Annotated in this window: 13 protein-coding genes; 8 read left to right on the top strand and 5 right to left on the bottom strand. The window is 33.0% G+C overall.

The genetic code is table 11. The features are described 5' to 3' along the window. Positions 1–19: 19 nt before the first annotated feature. Both AC1Q5Z_RS08645 and AC1Q5Z_RS08640 read left to right on the top strand, forming a co-directional pair. Positions 20–1,519: a family 43 glycosylhydrolase gene (locus tag AC1Q5Z_RS08645; protein ID WP_492444370.1), complete on the top strand. Its 1,500-nt coding sequence runs from the start codon at positions 20–22 to the stop codon at positions 1,517–1,519. Between the two features lie 254 nt (positions 1,520–1,773). Continuing rightward, positions 1,774–2,001: a CDGSH iron-sulfur domain-containing protein gene (locus AC1Q5Z_RS08640; protein ID WP_198855197.1), complete on the top strand. Its 228-nt coding sequence runs from the start codon at positions 1,774–1,776 to the stop codon at positions 1,999–2,001. A 62-nt stretch (positions 2,002–2,063) separates the two neighbouring features. On the opposite strand, the gene AC1Q5Z_RS08635 is transcribed toward AC1Q5Z_RS08640, so the two are convergent. Beyond that, positions 2,064–2,654: a hypothetical protein gene (locus tag AC1Q5Z_RS08635; protein WP_343584832.1), complete on the bottom strand. Its 591-nt coding sequence runs from the start codon at positions 2,652–2,654 to the stop codon at positions 2,064–2,066. 13 nt (positions 2,655–2,667) lie between these two features. Beyond that, positions 2,668–3,570, bottom strand: coding sequence for a PhzF family phenazine biosynthesis protein (locus tag AC1Q5Z_RS08630; RefSeq protein WP_278020107.1), 903 nt, complete (start codon positions 3,568–3,570; stop codon positions 2,668–2,670). Positions 3,571–3,802: 232 nt separating this feature from the next. Between AC1Q5Z_RS08630 and AC1Q5Z_RS08625 the strand changes: the two genes are divergently transcribed. Next, positions 3,803–5,359: a patatin-like phospholipase family protein gene (locus tag AC1Q5Z_RS08625; protein ID WP_492444367.1), complete on the top strand. Its 1,557-nt coding sequence runs from the start codon at positions 3,803–3,805 to the stop codon at positions 5,357–5,359. Here AC1Q5Z_RS08625 and AC1Q5Z_RS08620 read toward each other — a convergent pair whose 3' ends face one another. The 3 genes from AC1Q5Z_RS08620 to AC1Q5Z_RS08610 form a co-directional block, all read right to left on the bottom strand. Further along, positions 5,360–5,809 (bottom strand): protease complex subunit PrcB family protein, encoded by a 450-nt coding sequence (locus AC1Q5Z_RS08620; protein WP_343584838.1) that lies wholly within the window; start codon positions 5,807–5,809, stop codon positions 5,360–5,362. A gap of 186 nt (positions 5,810–5,995) precedes the next feature. Continuing rightward, the gene (locus AC1Q5Z_RS08615) at positions 5,996–6,418 is read right to left on the bottom strand and encodes an SMI1/KNR4 family protein (RefSeq protein ID WP_343584840.1); all 423 of its coding nucleotides are present in this window, start codon (positions 6,416–6,418) and stop codon (positions 5,996–5,998) included. A 5-nt stretch (positions 6,419–6,423) separates the two neighbouring features. Beyond that, positions 6,424–6,927: a hypothetical protein gene (locus AC1Q5Z_RS08610; RefSeq protein WP_492444364.1), complete on the bottom strand. Its 504-nt coding sequence runs from the start codon at positions 6,925–6,927 to the stop codon at positions 6,424–6,426. Between the two features lie 299 nt (positions 6,928–7,226). Between AC1Q5Z_RS08610 and AC1Q5Z_RS08605 the strand changes: the two genes are divergently transcribed. The 5 genes from AC1Q5Z_RS08605 (at position 7,227) to AC1Q5Z_RS08585 (ending at position 12,974) form a co-directional block, all read left to right on the top strand. Continuing rightward, positions 7,227–7,766: a DMP19 family protein gene (locus AC1Q5Z_RS08605; protein ID WP_198855203.1), complete on the top strand. Its 540-nt coding sequence runs from the start codon at positions 7,227–7,229 to the stop codon at positions 7,764–7,766. Positions 7,767–7,843: 77 nt separating this feature from the next. Beyond that, on the top strand, positions 7,844–8,764 hold the full coding sequence (locus AC1Q5Z_RS08600) for a hypothetical protein (RefSeq protein ID WP_198855204.1): 921 nt from the start codon (positions 7,844–7,846) through the stop codon (positions 8,762–8,764). Positions 8,765–8,922: 158 nt separating this feature from the next. Further along, positions 8,923–10,194, top strand: a complete 1,272-nt coding sequence (gene serS, locus AC1Q5Z_RS08595) for a serine--tRNA ligase (protein WP_198855205.1) — start codon at positions 8,923–8,925, stop codon at positions 10,192–10,194. Positions 10,195–10,273: 79 nt separating this feature from the next. Beyond that, entirely contained in the window at positions 10,274–11,116 is an 843-nt protein-coding gene (gene lgt, locus AC1Q5Z_RS08590) for a prolipoprotein diacylglyceryl transferase (protein WP_492444362.1), read from the top strand. A gap of 76 nt (positions 11,117–11,192) precedes the next feature. Then, positions 11,193–12,974: a tetratricopeptide repeat protein gene (locus AC1Q5Z_RS08585; protein ID WP_492444360.1), complete on the top strand. Its 1,782-nt coding sequence runs from the start codon at positions 11,193–11,195 to the stop codon at positions 12,972–12,974. Positions 12,975–13,021 lie beyond the last annotated feature (47 nt).

The raw sequence follows: 13,021 nt of genomic DNA, 5'->3' as shown, positions 1-13,021 counted from the left end.
TGAAAAAAATATCAAAAACATGAAGAAAATATATCTAACCATTTTAATATTGTTTGTGTATTGCGGTTATTCTCAATCACAATCAGAAAAAAGTTTAAAGCAAGGACAATATTCAAACCCGATTTTTGCGGGTGACTATCCAGATCCTAGTTTGTTGCGCGACGGAAAAGATTATTATGTCGTTCATTCTTCTTTTGATTATTATCCCGGGCTTTTAATTTGGCACTCAACCGATTTAATGAATTGGGAACCTGTAACCAATGCACTTCATAAATATGTTGGAGCCGTTTGGGCGCCAGATTTAATCAAATACAACAATAAATATTACATCTATTTTCCTGCGAATAATACCAATTTTGTAGTTACTGCAGATTCTATTAGCGGACCTTGGAGCGAACCAGTAGATTTGAAAATTGGCAACATAGATCCTGGACACGTAACAGATGATAAAGGAAACCGCTTTTTATATTTTAGTAACGGCGGTTATGTGGCTTTATCAAAAGACGGACTTTCGGTAACCAGCGAATTAAAACATGTTTATGACGGTTGGAAAATTCCGCGCGAATGGAGTATTGAATGTTTTTGTATGGAAGGACCAAAATTATTCAAGCGCGGAGAATACTATTATTTGACCGTTGCCGAAGGTGGAACTGCTGGACCAGCGACAAGTCATATGGTTATTTCTGCAAGATCAAAATCGCCTTTGGGACCTTGGGAAAACTCACCACATAACCCGATTGTTCGCACGAACAACAGTTCTGAAACTTGGTGGTCAAAAGGACACAGTACTGTTTTTGAAGATGCAAACGGAAAATGGTGGATGATTTTTCATGGTTATGAAAAAGACTATTATAACTTAGGCCGTCAAACTTTGCTACAACCTATAGAATGGACAAAAGACGGTTGGTATAAAATTTCTGATAACATTCAAACTGATAAACCGATTGCAAAACCTGAGGGAAAGACGCTTCCTGAGTTTTCTTTGAGCGATAATTTTGGAGGTTCGGCCTTAAAGCCACAATGGAAGTTTTATAATGAAGTGGAAAACTCAAGATTTAAAGTGGCTAATAATACTTTGACAATTGAAGGAAAAGGCGATGGAGTAGGAAACAGTTCTCCGCTAGTAGTTGTACCAGGCGGACATTCTTATTCTGCAGAAGTTGAAATGGAAATTGAAGGTGACGCAACTGGCGGATTGGTGCTTTTTTATGATAATAAATATTATTCGGGAATCTTAGCCGATCAAAATAACATTTTGGCCAATTTGAGAGGATGGCAGTTTCCAACGGAGAAAAATACGCATACGCGAAAAGTCTTTCTTAAACTGAAAAACATTAAAAACACTGTAGATATGTTTTACAGTATTGATGGAAAAGACTGGAAAAAAATCGAAAACTCTGTAGAAGTTTCAGGATACAATCATAATGTTTTGAGTGGATTTTTGGGATTAAGGATTGGTCTTTGCTCTATTGGAAAAGGAAGTGTGAAGTTTAAGAATTTTGTTTACAAGGCGCTTTAGTTTTTTTTTCTGCCACAAAGGCGCTAAGGTGCAAAGATTTTTTATTAAGAATCTAAGTTTTTTAAGTTAGTCATCTGTGCTAATGTGCTTAAATCTTTTAATCCCGATAGCTATCGGGAGCGTGAAACAATAAAACTTTGTGCCTTCGTGTCTTCGTGGCAAAACCCACATAAAATAGAACCAGTTTAAACTACGTTTCGAGCTTATAAATGAGAATATATTTCGCAATCTTTGCAGCGGAAAAAAACAAATTTATGAGCAAGACTAAATTAATCATCAATAAAAATGGTTCTATCAAAATTGAAGGAGATTTTGAAATCATGGATCCAGAAGGAGCACTTTACGGTTTACAAGGAAGACAAGCGCTTGGACTTTGCCGTTGCGGACATTCTTCAAACAAGCCATTTTGCGATGGGGCACACAGAAACAACTTCGAACACGATTCAAAGGCTTTCGATTTACCGCCAATGAAAACGAACTAAGAAGTTCTATAGTTTTAAATATTTGAAACCGCATTCTGCCAGATGCGGTTTTTTTGTTTGATTTAATAAACGATGCAGTTTTTGGTTTTTAAATAAAAACCTTGACTTTTTATGCTTTTCAGTTGCCCCAAAGAATCAATAGAAGCCAGAAATGATTCTTTAGATTCAGGACAGCTAATATATTTCATGACTTTTAAATCATAACCATTTTTTGTTTTGAGATAACCATTTCCTTTTGGATTATATGGGTCAATATCAAAATCTTGAATTTTAGCAATTAGAAAAGCTTCTTCTGGGTTATCAATTTTATTTATATAAGTGATTAATTCTTCTTTTTTTAAAACATAGTTCCATTTATTATTATCGAAATAAATTATAGTGTAACTACAACTCATAGGTTGACAACCCGTGAAAAAACCACTTTGGATGGGTTGGTAATTGTTTTTTTGTTTTAGCTTTTTATCTCCCTTGTAAAATATCACTTTAGGAGTAAGTGGCATAGAAAAGTTAATTTCCCAATAAGCATATTCTTTATTAGGATTGATCTTTTTTAGCAAACTTTCAACATCTGCTTCTTTCGAAGTTAGAGGTTGGTATTTTGTATCCTTGCAAGATATCAGAACCAGAAAGATCAATAGAATAATTTTTTTCATGAATATTTCGGCATTAAATATAAAGTTCTCCTTTCATGGTTATAATCGAAGAACCTCCAACCAAAATATCTTCCTGACGATTCATAACTTCAATCAAAGAGGCCTGTTTTAGTTTGACACCTTGAAGAATTTTATATTCTTTATCAGATTTAGTGAATTTCTTTTCTGTTAAAAATCCAATTAAAGGTCCCGCAGCCGTTCCTGTTGCAGGATCTTCATTAATTCCGATTATCGGATTAAAGAATCTTGTTTCAACGATATGATCTAGACCTTCATCTGCTGGAGCGAAACAATAAAAACCTTCAAAATTATATTCTTTAGAGATCTGAATTAAGAGCTGATTGTCTGGAACAAAGCTGTTTAATATTTGACTATTCTTTATAGGAACCATTGTATGGGCAACTTCTGTTTTAACTATTGTTGGAACAAAAGAATTTACATCCAAGTCCTCAATTTTTAAACCTAGCGCCACCGCAATTCTATACGTTGGGATTTCCTGTTTGATCACAGCCGATTTCTGGTGCATTTTAACAACCGGAAAAAAAGTATCCAAATCAAAACTTACCGTTACCGGAATTGCCGAATGATTCATAATTACAAAAGGTTCACTTTCGTTTTGTTCATCAAAAATTGGCATTCCTTTTAAAAGAGCGCCACAAACTGCACCCAATAAATTATGGCCTGCACCGTCGATTTCGATTCCGGTTGGGGTAAATGAGCGAACAACAAGTGCTTTTTCTCTTGTAGAATAATAAACAAAAGAAGTTTCAGAATAGCCAAATTCTTTAGAAATATCCTGATAGGTTTCTAATTTTAAATTTCCATCTGTAAAAACAACCGAAAGCGGATTTCCTTTGTAACTTTCGTTTGAGAATACGTCTAAAACGTAATATTCTAATGCTTTTCTTCCCCCCATATTTTCTTGTTTTTAAGCTTAACCCTCTCTTAAAGGAATAAAATTACGCTTTATTCTTGTATTTCATAAACACGTTTTATTTTTCAAGGTTATTTTAAGATTACTGTTTAATTAAAAATTTGTTTCTAATTCAGAAAATAAAATCAGAAAAAGTTAAAAATCAATGAACAAGCATTTTAGTTTGAATTAATTCAAGTAATTTTAAACTTTAAAAAATAATGTTGTTATTTTTATGATGGTTAAGAGACTTTCGATAGGATTCTTTTTTCTTTTTCTAGTCAATGAGGGAGTTGCTCAAAATAAGATTAATCTATTTTCTGAGATTAACTATAACTCAATTCCTGCGGTCAATTTGAGTGAATACAAATCGGTTCAGGATCGAGACAGCCGACTTCAAAACCCTAATATTGCTTTGGGAGTTGCTATTTCTGGCGGAGGATCTAGAGCGCAGTTTTTTAGCATGGGCGTTCTTTTAGGTTTGGAAGAAATTCAAGAAGACAACTCGAGCCGTAATTTTCTTAATGAAATAGATTATTTTTCGACTGTTTCTGGAGGCTGTTATTCGGCAGGTTATTATTTGACCATTCTGAAAAACAAATTGCAATATGATAATTGTAGTTTTAATGAGTTTTATTTTTCTAAAGCCGATGCTTTCAAATCAGATGTCAATAAATCGGCCACTATTTTTTCTCTTTTAAATAACAGCAGAAACGAAAAAGGAGAAAAAATTTCGATGGCACAACGGCTTGATCTGGAAGTTTTGCAGTATGATAGCGCTAACCCAGAAAATCAGAATAAGTTTAAGACTCAAATGTTATTGTCTGATTTCTTTATTCCAAAAGACAGCAAACTTAATCCGCAATTGCCTATTATGGTGGCAAATGGAACGGCTTATAATAACGGAGAACGATTTCCATTCATGCCACACATTATTCGTGCTTTAAAAATTGATGAGTCTTTGGCTCCTAATAAAGCTTCACTTTCGCTTGACGAAAATCATATCAATAACGGTTACGACTTTCCGCTGACTTATGCGATTACGGCAAGTTCTGCTTTTCCTGGAGTTCTTCCTAAGACCAAATTCGGAATCAAAAATCAAGATAAAATTTTATGCGTTATTGATGGTGGTGCGTCTGATAATATGGGATATGAAACCTTAATAGAACTGCTTCACAACGATTCTAAAGTGAAAGATAAGAATAAAAAAGCGCTTTTTATTGATTGTTTAGGGCAAGGAAAAAAAGCGCCTTTTATAAATGATGAAAAGATTAGGTTGCTTTCTTTGTTAGAGACTGCTTCTTTGTATACGGTTCAAACTAGATATATGACTTTTGAAAAAGATGTCGAAAATGTGCTGGATAAATACAAAATCCCAACTTCAAATTATCAAGTAATTGGTTTTACAACTTTGCGTGATTATTTAATAACCTTGAAAAAAGATCAGGCTTACGAAGAGTTGGTAACACAATTAAAAGATACTGATGATGAAGCTGCAAGTTGGCTGAAACTTCACGATGATTTTCGAGCCAAATTGATTGCAAAGTTTGGTATAGACAGTTTTAAAAAAGATAAATTTGGTGAACCCCAACTGTCTAGTTTAGATAGAGAAAAGTTTAAAGATTTTGATGCAAGCGAACTTTTAATGCTTTATGAGTATGCTTCGCATGTTGAAACCAAATTAAAAATAACCCCAGAAGAAAAAGAAATGCTATTACTGTCTGGGCGTTTTGCGGCTTTTTTGAAAACCAATGAACTGAAAAACTTGTTAGTAGAAAATAAAGGAATTTAGCTATTGCTCAAAAATAACCTTTTTGTCTGTTTTGTCTGTTTTGATGATATCGTAAGGTCTTGATAGCTTTAAAGTGCTATTGCCATTTTTTAGTTTTTCTACTTTGACGATAATGGTATTTCGGTTTTCGGTAATTTCGACAACATCTATAGAATGTCCGCCACTGTTTTGGGTTTTGTCTATAACAGCAATGACTTGATATTTACTGAAATCGATGTTTATTTCTTTAAAATCTTTTGATAAATCACTAGAAACATTCATTTCTGTAATTAATTTATCCCAACTTTTTTGATCTTTAATTATTAAATGTCGCGGAGCAAGACTTTTATCATTAGGAAAAGAATCTCCTTTGGCAACTAACGAATATTGTACATCAGAGTTTGGTAAATCATCATTTTCACAACTTGTCAAAACAAGCAGAATGCTAAGAATTAAGATGATCTGTTTCATGATTTTGGTTTTGGTTGCAAAAACTTTTATATAAAGTTTTATCTATATAATCAGATGCATTTGTCTCCAAATAGTTGCGTTAAAGGTGTTTAATTTATTAGCATCTTTATATTAGATAAAGATAACGCTAATTTTGATTAAAGATTGTGCTCAATAACAAATAAAAATAATGCAAAAGGTATAATTTTATTTAATATCATTCTCATCCATTAACATTTGTTCTCTTATATAAGTTTGAAACGACTTATTAGTGTAATAAAGTTCTCCGCTTTCGTGCCAAAATTCAACGATTTTACCATCATTCCGATCAAAGTCAAAACCAGAAAAATCGCCAGAAAAATTATCTCCAAAAAACCAAATGTTTGATTTCAATTCGTAGTGATTCTCCAAGCCTAAGTCTTCTAAATTAAATAATGAAGAGGCAATATTAAATTGACAGTTTCTAAAACTTCCCGAACCAACTTCTTGTAAATAAGCAATATAATCTTCGGGTAGTTTTGGGAATTCTGAAAGAAGATCTTCAATTTGATTTACAGTTAAGGCTGTTCTGTTATTGTTGTCTTCTACCTTTTTGAGGAATTCTATTTCTAAATTGTAGTTTATTGCCATAAATTTTAGTCTTCAAGTTCTTTCCAGCAAATATCTATTTCGCGTTGTACTTCTTTTTCCAATTTTGGTAATTCATTGGTAGTCCAATCTTGGCTTTCTTTGCTGAGGTAGTTTTTATTCTCGTCTAGCTTGTACTTCATAGCGCCATTAATCACTGTTATCATTTCTTCGACTTTACATGTGCCGTTTGCAAAGTTTGGATCTATTAAATATTTTAAAATTTCTTTTTCGGACATAGGTTTGTAATACAAAATATGACTGACTAAAGGAAAATAAAAGTAAAAGTAATTATTGGTGTTAGAAGCAAATCGTATTTTGTGTAAGGCTAATATCAAAGAGTCTAATTCTGAATTTGTAGTTTGAAAATTCAACTTTTTTAAAAGATCAAAACAAATTTTGGAGTGAGGCAGTATTTTTCCAACTTCTTCCAGATAAGTAAATGTCTTTTCAAAATTATTACAGTCGTTATTTCCAAAAGAATTCATAAGAGAGCGAATTTTATTTTTCATTTTAAATCTATAGAGTAGTCTAAATGATACATTTTTGAGGTGTATTTATTTGGAAGTTTTTAATTGATGAGGAAGAGTTTCAGATAGTGCTAAAATACAGTTTTTCTATTTAAAAGAATTAATACATTTTTTGTTGTCATTGAGTAAAAAATAGCAAGATAACTATTGTCTTCAGTTTTGTTAATGCTTGAAATAAGTAATTTTTCTCTCTTTTTATTTTTTCAATTTTCAATTAGTTTTACAGTCATCTTAATTATTTCTCGCAACTTTGCAAAACAAATTTTTAAATAAAAACTCAAATGGAATTCGGTAAAATCATAATTTCAGAAACTGCTTCAAAAAGCGAAAACCCGCAAGATGTTGTTAATTCGAATATTTCGGTAATCAATTTAATGAGAGAAGAAAAAATAGACGACGACTTGATTCACGAAGATGCTTTAATGAGTTACTATCTGGATTTTTACGCCTCAAAATATGCGGAAGGTAATTTTTCGAAATTCGTTTATGATTCAGGATGGAATAAAGAATTGAACGAGTTAATTGAAGAAGGCTTAGCTTTAATAGGCGCAGAAAAACATTTGGAATTGTTTAAAGAGCAATGCCGTAAACTGCGTTTGCAAAGCAACATTAAATTAGGAAAATTTCTAAAAGAAAAATACGACACACCAAATGCTTTCAAGGATTTGCTAAACAATAATGCTTATTTTGAATTGGATGAAAACTTGGCAGAGTTGAATGCCGCTTTCTTAAAATCGCATCCTGATACAGAAGTACTTTCGGTAGAAGAAATGTTTAAAACACTGGAAGAATTTGTAGGACACGAAATTAAGAGAGATTAAGTTTTTATTTTTTTGCTATGGTTTGTAAGAAAATTATATATTTGGAATGCCCTAAAATTTCTAACAAACCAAAGCCTATGAAAAAAACGATTCTTTTAAGTGCCGTTTTGATGTTTTTGTTTTCCTGTGGGAAAAAGGAAAATGTTAAAAACGATGCCGAAGTTCAGTATCAGGAATTGCTTTCAGAAACACAAGCACATCTTGGTCTTGGTAAGAAGCCGATAAAAAAACTCATTTTTAAAAATCCTGATGAAATTGAAGATTCAGAAGAATTAAATCTGGAATTACTTTCTAAAGTCGCTTCCAATCTACAAATCAAATATTCTAGCATTAGAATTAAGGAAACAAGTTCTATCAACTACGATGATAAAACGACATTTTTTGTTTTGACTACAGTTGAACATAGGAAGAAAGCACTTCGATCGGAGGATGAAGAAGAATTAGGAGATTTTTTTCAGCGTAAATATTTATTTGTAAATAGAGAAGACGGAAGTGTAATTGCTGAAGAATTTGATGAGAACTTAGGTTATTATGATAATGAAGCCATTCAGTTTTCTAAATCTCACATCTTGAGAGATTTGGTTTTTCTAAATGAAAAAACTCCTGCTATTGCTTTTTATACAGAAGCCAGTGCAAGCAGCCGAATCGTACTGTATTCTGAACAAAAATTTACGTTGATTACTTTGGCTGACAATGAAATTAAAAAGGTTTTATACGAATATCCTATTCGATTGACCAACGGTGATTCTAACGGAGGCGGAACCTTTCAGGTAGAAACTTTAGAAACGGGAATGAGTTTTTCTGATCAGAAAACAAACGGTTATTTTGATTTGATAATCACCAAAAACTTTTCTTATGAAGAAGCTGTCGAAAGTGATTTGGAAAACGGAATTGAAGAAAAAAGTGATCTGAAAACCAAAAAAGAACTTGAAAAAATTAAGTTTAATGGTAGAGATTATGCTTTTCATAGAGACGATAGACATCGTTTTTTGGAGTAAAACTTTATAAAATTCAAATAATAGCAAGAGCACTTTTAGAGTGCTTTTGCTATTTATAGGAGATTTAGGTTTTCCTGAGAAAGTTTGTCCTTTTGTTAACAAACATTTCCTTAAATTTGCTTCCGTTATAAAAATACAATAGTTATAAAAATCAAGCTATGTTACAAATTGCATTTATTAGAGAAAATCAAGAGAAAGTAATCAAGGCTTTAGCAAAACGAAATATCGATGCTAAAAGCGTTGTTGAAGAAGTGGTTCAATTAGACGAAAATCGTCGTGCTGCACAAGTGGAATTAGACAATACTTTATCAGAATCTAATAAATTGTCCAAAGATATTGGTGAATTGATGAAAGCTGGAGAGAAAGCTAAAGCAGCAATCTTAAAAGAAAAAACAGTTTCGCTAAAAGAAAAAAGCAAAGAACTTAGCGAAAAAGCAGAAGCTTTGGCCGTTGAGTTAACGAATAAATTATACACTTTACCAAATCTACCGGCTGATATTGTTCCTGAAGGAAAAACTCCAGATGATAACTTAAATGTTTTTCAAGAAGGAGATATTCCCGTTTTGCACGAAGGAGCACAACCACACTGGGAATTGGTGAAGAAATATGATATTATCGATTTTGAATTGGGTGTAAAAATCACTGGTGCAGGATTTCCTGTTTATAAAGGAAAAGGAGCTCGTTTGCAACGTGCTTTAATCAATTACTTTTTAGACAAAAATACCGCTGCAGGATATAATGAAGTTCAGGTTCCTCATTTAGTAAACGAAGCTTCAGGATTTGGAACAGGACAATTGCCAGACAAAGAAGGACAAATGTATCATTCTACAATTGATGATCTATATTTGATTCCAACAGCTGAGGTTCCAGTTACCAACTTATTCCGCGATGTTATTTTAAACGAAAGTGATCTTCCTGTTTTACATACAGCATATACACCATGTTTTCGTCGTGAAGCAGGTTCTTACGGAGCTCACGTTCGCGGCTTAAACCGTTTGCACCAATTTGATAAAGTAGAAATTGTTCGTGTAGAGCATCCAGATAATTCTTATGCTGCGCTTGATGGAATGGTTGAACACGTAAAAGAGATTCTTCAAGAATTGAAGTTACCTTATAGAATTTTACGCCTTTGCGGAGGTGATATGGGATTCACATCTGCGTTGACGTATGATTTTGAAGTGTTTTCTACAGCACAAGATCGTTGGTTAGAGATCAGTTCTGTTTCTAACTTTGAAACTTTCCAGGCAAATCGCTTGAAATTACGTTTCAAAGACAAAGACGGAAAAAACCAATTGGCTCATACGCTTAACGGAAGTTCATTGGCGCTTCCGCGTGTTTTAGCTGGAATTATTGAAAATTACCAAACTCCAGAAGGAATCGTAATTCCAGAGGTTTTACGTCCTTACTGCGGATTTGATATTATAAATTAATTTAGTTTACAGTCTCAGTCTCAGTTTACAGTTTCGGCTGTGGACTGTGACTGAAAACTGTGACTAAAAATTACAACTTATGAAAAACGGAATATTAAATTGGAACGTAGATCCTGTCATTTTCTGGATTACGGATAGTTTTCCGTTAAAATATTACGGAGCTCTTTTTGCCTGCGGACTTCTTCTCGGGTTTTATATCGTCAGAAACATATATAAAAAAGAAAATCTTTCCTTAGACAATCTCGATTCTTTACTTATTTATGTCATTGTCGGAACCGTTTTAGGTGCAAGACTTGGACATTGTTTCTTTTACGAACCAGACTATTTCTTCAAACATCCGATAGAAATTCTTTTACCAATACAAAAGATAAAAGGAGTTTATCAGTTTGTTGGGTATCAAGGTTTGGCGAGTCATGGAGGTTCGATCGGAGTTATTACGGCAATGATTTTATATTGTCGAAAATTTAAAGTTCAATTTTTAGGGCTTTTAGATAAAATGTCTGTTGCGGTTCCTGTAACGGGGGCTTTTATTAGAATGGGAAATTTTATGAACTCTGAAATTTATGGAAAACCTACCGACGGAAGTTGGGGAGTGATTTTTCAGAGAGATGATTTAATTCCTAGACATCCAACGCAATTGTATGAAGCTTTTGCTTATATATTGATTTTTGGAATTCTGTTTTATATGTACAAATCAGAAAAAATCAGAAATGCGCAAGGATTAATCTTCGGAACTTTCTTAACTTTATTATTTACAGGTCGTTTTATAATTGAATTTTTCAAAGAAAATCAAGAAGCTTTCGAAAATAATATGCTGATTAATATGGGACAAATTTTAAGTATTCCATTTATTTTAATTGGTTTGGGCTTGATTTTTTGGAAAAGTAAAAAAGTCTCAGTTTATGGTAACAGTTTACAGTAGCTAAAAACTAAAAAGTCAATATTTATAGTCCTAGTGTTGGCTGAGAACTGCGACTGAAAACTAAATAAAAAGCAGTATGAAAAACATATTGATGGGTATCGTTTTATTATGTTCTGGTTTTGCGTTTGGACAAAACGAGCAGTTGGCTCAATACTATTACGACAAAGGAGATTTTGATAAAGCGAAAATTAGTTATGAAGAGCTTTTGCGAGCTGCGCCATCTAATACTCAGTACTTTTTAAGAACGATCGATTGTTATCAGCAATTGCAGCAATTTGCAAACGCCGAAAAAGCAATTCAAGATCGTTTTAACCGCTACAAACAAGGTGTTTTTTTAGTTGAAATGGGTTACAACTTTCAATTACAGAAAAACGATTCGAAAGCCAAAAATTACTACGAACAGGCAATCGAGAAAATAAAAACAAGCCCGAATGATGTTTACGGAATTGCAAATTCATTTGAGAAAAAAGTATTGCTAGAATATGCTTTAAAAGCCTATCAGACCGCAATGCAAATTCAGCCCAACTTTAATTTCAATTTCCAAATAGGAATGCTGTACGGTCAGTTAGGAAAAACCGATTTAATGATTGATTTGTTATTGACAGAATCTTTCACAAATCCGCAGAATACTAATTTGATTCAGACGCAACTTTCTCGATTCATGAATGGAGAAACCGATAATACCGCTTTTAAAGATGCCATGCGAAAAGCATTAATCTTAAAAACTCAGAAGGATCAAGATGTTTTCTGGAATCATTACTTAAGCTGGTTTTATGTGCAGCAAAAAGAATTCGGAAAAGCATTCATTCAAGAAAAAGCCATTTACAAACGCGAACCAGAATCGTTGATGAGCATCGTCAATTTAAGTCAGTTTGCATTGAATGAAGGAGACAATGATACGGCAGAAGAAATTCTAAATTTCATTCTTCAAAATACTAAAGACCGTGATTTGCTGATTCAAAGTAATGCGAGTTTAATGCAAATAAAGATCGATAAAGCGCAGGAAAAAGATTATCCAGCAATCAGTCAAGAACTGCAGCAATTGTTGGCAACTTACGAAATAAATCCTTTTACCTTATCTTTGCAAATCATTCAAGCTCATTTTCTGGCTTTTAATTTGAAAAAAATAGAAGAAGGGAAAGCTGTAATGAAAAAGGCTTTGGAATTGAATTTAAACGAATATCAAAAAGCCGATGCAAAAATGGAGTTGGCGGATATTTTGCTTTTGGAAGAAAAATACAATCAGGCGCTTATTTACTATTCGCAAATTCAATTGGATTTAAAGAATGATGTAATGGCGCACGAAGCCAGTTTGAAAGCGGCAAAAACAAGTTATTACAAAGGTGATTTTGAATGGGCAAATAAACAGTTTAAAGAATTAAAAGCCGCAAACACACAATTGATCGCCAATGATGCTTTAGAATATTTTCTGTTAATTAATGATAATACCGCAGCAGATTCGACTCAAGTGGCGCTGAAACAGTTTGCAAAAGGAGATTTTTTAATTTATCAGAATAAAAAGCAAGAAGCGATAGCGCAATTTCAAAATATTCTAAAAACGTATAAAGGGCAAGAAATTGAAGCGGTAACTTTATTGCGTTTAGGCAAAGTTTATGAAAGCCAGAAAGATTTTGCTTCGGCTTTAAGCCAATATCAGCAAATTATTGACAATCACAGCGACGGAATTTATGTAGACGAAGCGCTGTTTTTCTCGGCTGAAATTTATAACGATGAATTAAAAGATCCAGAAAAGGCAAAGCCTTTATACGAAAAGGTAATTTTCAACCATCAAGACAGTATTTATTTTGTCGATGCCAGAAAAAAATACCGCGAGTTAAGAGGAGATAAGAATTTATAGTTCGGTTTAATCGATTAACCGAATAAACGATTAAACAAGAAAAATTA

Source organism: Flavobacterium sp. GW823-FHT06G12, from assembly GCF_058794775.1.
The sequence above is the reverse complement of the archived record's forward strand: the minus strand, read 5'-3'. Positions and strand labels throughout refer to the sequence as shown.